Genomic DNA, 3,195 nt, shown 5'->3' with positions numbered 1-3,195 from the left:
TGTCTGGCCTTCGCCCGATGGCAAGCTGGGCTCGCACCGCGCTGCGCCTGATCATCCCGGCCATCTTCGGCGCCTGGATACTGATCATCTGGGAAGCGGTGACGCGTGGCGCCGGCATTCCCTTCATCCTGTTGCCGCCGCCAAGCGCAATCGGCGCGCGCATCGCCGGTTCGCTGCCGGTGCTCGGCGCGGATGTCCGGCAGACCATCTTCAAGGCGGTGATCTTCGGCTATGTCGTGGGCAGCGGCGCCGGCTTCATCACCGCGATCCTCGCCGACCGTGTGCCGTTCCTGCGGCGCGGCCTCTTGCCGATCGGCAACATGGTCTCGGCGCTGCCGATCATCGGCGTCGCCCCGATCATGGTGATGTGGTTCGGCTTCGACTGGCAGTCCAAGGCGGCTGTTGTCATCATCATGACCTTCTTCCCGATGCTGGTGAACACGGTCGCCGGCCTGGCCGCCTCCGGCCACATGGAGCGCGACCTGATGCGCACCTACGCGTCGGGCTACTGGCCGACGCTCTTGAAGCTTCGGCTGCCGGCAGCAGCTCCCTTCATCTTCAACGCGCTGAAGATCAACTCGACGCTGGCGCTGATCGGCGCCATCGTTGCCGAGTTCTTCGGCACGCCTGTCGTCGGCATGGGCTTCCGCATCTCGACCGAGGTCGGGCGGATGAACATCGACATGGTCTGGGCCGAAATCGCAGTTGCAGCACTTGCGGGTTCGGTCTTTTATGGCGTGGTCGCTCTTGTCGAAAGAGCCGTCACGTTTTGGCATCCCTCTGTCCGTGGTGGATAGGGGCGGTGGGTTTAGGGCACTAACTTCAGAGGGTAAAAAAATGAAAAGACTGATTATTCCCGTTCTGGCTGGCGCGATGTCGCTCGCCGCGTTCCAGGCAATGGCCGCCGACAAGGTGACGTTGCAGCTGAAATGGGTCACGCAGGCTCAGTTTGCCGGCTACTATGTCGCCAAGGCCAAGGGTTTCTATGAGGCCGAAGGTCTCGACGTCGACATCAAGCCGGGCGGTCCCGATATCGCGCCCGAGCAGGTGATCGCCGGCGGCGGCGCCGATGTCATCGTCGACTGGATGGGCGGTGCGCTGGCCGCCCGCGAAAAGGGCGTGCCGCTGGTCAACATCGCCCAGCCATTCAAGAAGGCAGGCATGGAGCTGGTCTGCCCGAAGGACGGCCCGATCAAGACCGAAGCCGATTTCAAGGGTCACACGCTCGGCGTCTGGTTCTTCGGCAATGAGTATCCGTTCTACGCCTGGATGAACAAGCTCGGCCTCAAGACCGACGGCGGCCCGGACGGCGTCACCGTCTTGAAGCAGAGCTTCGACGTGCAGCCGCTGATCCAGAAGCAGGCGGATTGTATCTCGGTCATGACCTACAATGAGTACTGGCAGTTGATCGACGCCGGCTACAAGCCCGAACAGCTGACCGTGTTCAACTACTCGGCCATGGGCAACGACCTGCTTGAGGACGGGCTCTATGCGTCGGAAGACAAGCTCAAGGACCCGGCCTTCGAAGACAAGATGGTGCGTTTCGTGCGCGCCTCGATGAAGGGCTGGAAATACGCCATCGACAACAATGACGAAGCCGCAGGCATCGTCATGGATGGCGGCGGCCAGGACGAGAACCACCAGAAGCGCATGATGAGCGAAGTCGCCAAGCTGATCGACAACGCCGACGGCAAGCTCGATCCGGCGACCTACGAGCGCACCGCCAAGGCGCTGCTCGACCAGAAGATCATCACCAAGGAGCCGACTGGCGCCTACACCACCGCCATCACCGACAAGGCGGTCAAGTAAGCCTATTCGGTAACGTCTAGATATTTCAACACGGCGCCTCCGGCAGAAATGCTAGAGGCGCCGTTCCTTTATGGTGTTCATGACGAAGCTGGTCTCGATCGAGGCGACGCATTTCAGCCGCGCGATCTTTTCCTTGATGAAGCGCTCGTACTGCTCAAGGCTTCCCGTCACCACTTTCAGCACATAGTCGCGCGAGCCGGTGACGAGGTGACATTCCAGCACCTCTTCCCAGCCGCGAATCGCGTCCTCGAACATGACGATCTCGTCTTCGTTCTGGCGGCTGAGCCGGATGGTGGCGATGGCGACCATGTTCCAGCCGAAGGCTGAGGGATCGACCAGCGTGGTGTAGCCTCTAATGACGCCGGTCTCCTCCAACCGCCGCACCCGCCTCAGGCAGGGCGACGGCGACAGGCCGATCCGCTCGGCAAGCTCATTGTTGGTGATGCGGGCGTCGGCCTGCAGTTCGCGCAGGATTTTCAGGTCGAAATCGTCGGCTATCTTCTGCTGCACTTTCGGTCTCTCCGGGCAATTTGTTGCGGGAATGCAGCCATGCGAGCCCAAAAATAGCAAGGACCGGCGGAACGGGATCGCATAAATTGCCGTTCACTATTTCACTCGAACAGGCAGGAAAGATCATGACCGCGCCACGCCCGTCGAAAACCCATATCGGCAACCACAAGCTCCACCCGGAGACGCTGATGCTGAGCTATGGCTTCGATCCGCAACTTTCGGAGGGTGCGGTCAAGCCGCCGGTGTTCCTGACCTCGACCTTCGTGTTCAAGTCGGCGGAAGAAGGACGCGACTTCTTCGACTACACCTCCGGCCGCAAGGAGCCGCCGAGCGGCACGGCGTCGGGCCTGGTCTATTCGCGCTTCAACCATCCCAACAGCGAGATCGTCGAGGACCGGCTGGCGATCTATGAGGGGGCGGATGCCTGCATCCTGTTTTCATCCGGCATGTCGGCGATCGCCACCACGCTGCTCGCCTATATCAGGCCGGGCGACGTCATCCTTCATTCGCAGCCGCTTTACGGCGGCACCGAGACGCTGTTGACGCGCACGCTCTCCGGCTTCGGTATCGGCGCGGTCGGTTTCGCGGATGGCGTCGACGAGACGGCGGTGCGCACGGCCTCCGACGCCGCCGTCGCGAAGGGCCGCGTGTCGGTCATCCTGATCGAAACGCCGTCAAACCCGACCAACAGCCTGGTCGATATCGCGCTGATGCGGAAGATCGCCGACGAGATCGGCGCTAGCCAAGGGTCGACGCCGATCGTCGTGTGCGACAACACGCTGCTCGGCCCGGTTTTCCAGCGGCCCATCGAACATGGCGCCGACGTGTCCGTCTATTCGCTGACCAAATATGTCGGCGGCCATTCCGATCTCATCG

General features: G+C 61.9%; 4 protein-coding genes. 3 read left to right on the top strand and 1 reads right to left on the bottom strand.

What is annotated here, in order from left to right; genetic code table 11:
• The coding region (locus EOD15_RS31480; RefSeq protein WP_148129730.1) for an ABC transporter permease at positions 1-797 on the top strand (797 nt) is incomplete at its 5' end.
• A 40-nt stretch (positions 798-837) separates the two neighbouring features.
• Positions 838-1,809 (top strand): ABC transporter substrate-binding protein, encoded by a 972-nt coding sequence (locus EOD15_RS31475; RefSeq protein ID WP_013894623.1) that lies wholly within the window; start codon positions 838-840, stop codon positions 1,807-1,809.
• 51 nt (positions 1,810-1,860) lie between these two features.
• On the opposite strand, the gene EOD15_RS31470 is transcribed toward EOD15_RS31475, so the two are convergent.
• A complete protein-coding gene (locus EOD15_RS31470; protein ID WP_127322679.1) occupies positions 1,861-2,319 on the bottom strand; it encodes an Lrp/AsnC family transcriptional regulator in 459 nt (152 codons plus the stop codon).
• A gap of 125 nt (positions 2,320-2,444) precedes the next feature.
• Here EOD15_RS31470 and EOD15_RS31465 point away from each other — a divergent pair.
• Positions 2,445-3,195: aminotransferase class I/II-fold pyridoxal phosphate-dependent enzyme (locus tag EOD15_RS31465; protein ID WP_127409170.1), on the top strand; the 751-nt coding region annotated here is incomplete at its 3' end.

The organism is Mesorhizobium sp. M7A.T.Ca.US.000.02.2.1 (assembly GCF_003996995.1).
In the GTDB taxonomy this organism is placed as follows: domain Bacteria; phylum Pseudomonadota; class Alphaproteobacteria; order Rhizobiales; family Rhizobiaceae; genus Mesorhizobium.
Note: the sequence above shows the minus strand (reverse complement) of the source record. Positions and strands in the feature narration are given on the sequence as shown.

Bases quoted from the DNA above. Each gene is read 5' to 3' on its own strand.
- EOD15_RS31475 (WP_013894623.1), top strand. From the start codon at position 838: ATGAAAAGACTGATTATTCCCGTTCTGGCTGGCGCGATGTCGCTCGCC.